The organism is Halobaculum sp. EA56 (assembly GCF_051195075.1).
Lineage (GTDB): Archaea > Halobacteriota > Halobacteria > Halobacteriales > Haloferacaceae > Halobaculum.
On record NZ_JBNTJX010000084.1, the window covers coordinates 1 to 1398 of the forward strand.

Genomic DNA, 1398 nt, shown 5'->3' on the forward strand with positions numbered 1-1398 from the left:
TCCTGTCTCCACCGACCTATGACCGACCGATATCTAACGACCGTTCTCGACGAGGCAGAGCGAGTCGCAGAGCACCACGAGCAGGTCGCCCAATCTTCGGACCATCCGGAACACGAGTATCTCAGGTACGCCGTCCTTCGGCTACTCGAAGACGAGGCTGACGAAACATCGGTGGAGATACCGCAGATTGACGGCGTGACTGTCGGATACGGGGAGGACAAGGCGATGTACGAGAGCTGGGACAACGACGTCGAGTGGTGGGAGACGGTTCCGCCGCAGGCGGAATGTACTCGCTTTCGGATGTTCTACCCCGACAAGCACGAGGCTGTTCCGCGAGTCATCGTCGACGTGATGGCAGCACTCGGGGCGTGGCGTGTCTGGACTGGGAGCGCAGCCGCGTGCGGCTCCTACGACCATCGCGAGCGCCGTGAGGTCCATTACCTCTGGCCGGAAGACCAGCCGGTCGAGGAACTCCTCCACGAGCGGCTCAATGGCTCTGCGGAAGCCGTCGCTCCCGACGGGGGCCGAACGGGCGACGTTCGCGACCGGCTGGTCGTCGACGAGAACACACAGTCGCAGGACGATCTCGAGCCCCGCACGGCGCGTGCCGTCGCTGAAGCGATGGACGTCTCGCTCCTCTCGAAAGGTGGCCGCTACGAAGTACAGTCCGCGTCCGGAAACCGGTACGAAGTTGACGTCGTCGACGAGTCGTGTTCCTGTCCCGACTGGCAGCAGCGCTCACCCGAAGGCGGCTGTAAGCATCTGCGTCGCGTCGATCACGAGATCAAACAGGGTCGGGTTCCACGTCCGGATGGTCGGCTCCCAACGACCTCAGGGTAAATCGCCATCTTTCTCGTCGGAATCGCTCTTATGCGACTGAGTAGTGTGGCGGCACACTAGACTTTTCCCGGCTGGTCACCTACCGTGAGGTATGAGCAGCGACAGAATCGACGCCGAAAGCAAGGTATCTGGAAACCAGGCAAACATCCCCGCTCGGATTCGGCGTGAACTCAATATCGACGATGGCGATCAGCTCCGTTGGCATCTCGAGGACGACGGGAGCATCCGAGTCCACGTCATCCAACAGCAAACCGGCACGTTCGCCGACTTCGACGGCTACGCTGGTGAGGAGGCGGCCGATGTGACGAGCGAGCACGACGCCTGGGGCGTCGACGTCGAGTAAATGCCTCGTGCACTGATCGATACGACAGTCCTCTTTGCCGCCGCATACCGGCGGGATGGATCCCACGATGCCGCGCTTCCCGTGCTCCAAGGCATTGACAATGGAGAGCTACCGGAGGCAGTCGTCCTCGACTACGTGCTCGCGGAAACGCTCAACGGCCTCACGACCCACGCCGGCCACGACGCAGCCGTCGATCTCCTCGATCGAATCGAAGA

The 1398-nt window shown here is 62.0% G+C and carries 3 protein-coding genes; all 3 read left to right on the top strand.

Going from position 1 to position 1398, the window contains the following annotated elements:
- Positions 1-18 precede the first annotated feature (18 nt).
- Complete coding sequence (locus ACQUQ1_RS22190; protein WP_435066354.1) at positions 19-840, top strand: hypothetical protein; 822 nt, start codon at positions 19-21, stop codon at positions 838-840.
- Between the two features lie 91 nt (positions 841-931).
- Positions 932-1183: an AbrB/MazE/SpoVT family DNA-binding domain-containing protein gene (locus ACQUQ1_RS22195; RefSeq protein WP_435066352.1), complete on the top strand. Its 252-nt coding sequence runs from the start codon at positions 932-934 to the stop codon at positions 1181-1183.
- Positions 1184-1398 (top strand): PIN domain-containing protein (locus ACQUQ1_RS22200; RefSeq protein WP_435066353.1); only part of this gene is annotated, 215 nt, incomplete at its 3' end. It abuts the gene before it with no gap.